This is a genomic window from Neisseria sp. P0024.S006 (assembly GCF_051956595.1).
In the GTDB taxonomy this organism is placed as follows: Bacteria; Pseudomonadota; Gammaproteobacteria; order Burkholderiales; family Neisseriaceae; genus Neisseria.
In genome coordinates this window covers 1-440 of record NZ_JBQCXH010000071.1, presented here as the reverse complement: position 1 = coordinate 440, position 440 = coordinate 1, and the positions used below count along the sequence as shown (strand labels likewise).

Below are 440 nucleotides of genomic sequence, written 5' to 3'. Positions count from 1 at the left end.
GACAAACCGATTACCATAATCACCGGACCGATAACCACGGGCGGCAACAGCTTGTGTACCGCATCTAGACCGCGCCATCTAATTAGCGCGGCAAAGACAAAGTACATGAAACCTGCCGCAAACAGGCCGAAATGGTAGAAGGCAGGCCCCATTCGCCGATGGAGTAGATAATCGGTGCAATAAAGGCAAAAGAAGAGCCGAGGAAAATCGGCACTTTACGTTTGGTAACCAATTGGAACAACAAAGTGCCCAAGCCTGCGCCCAATAATGCCAAAGCAGGGTTCAGTCCCGTCAGACGCGGCACAAGCACCATGGCACCGAACGCGACAAACAAAATCTGCGCACCGGCTACCGCCGTTTTAAGCCGATTCATAAAAGCTCCGAAGAAAATTCAAATGGCGCAGATTATCCTGATTTATCCTAATTGTGAACATTTACTT

Annotated in this window: 1 pseudogene; it reads right to left on the bottom strand. The window is 49.3% G+C overall.

The features are described 5' to 3' along the window. Positions 1 to 373 (bottom strand): annotated as a pseudogene (locus ACTHUF_RS11325) (solute carrier family 23 protein); the annotation flags it as partial. Positions 374 to 440: the final 67 nt, after the last annotated feature.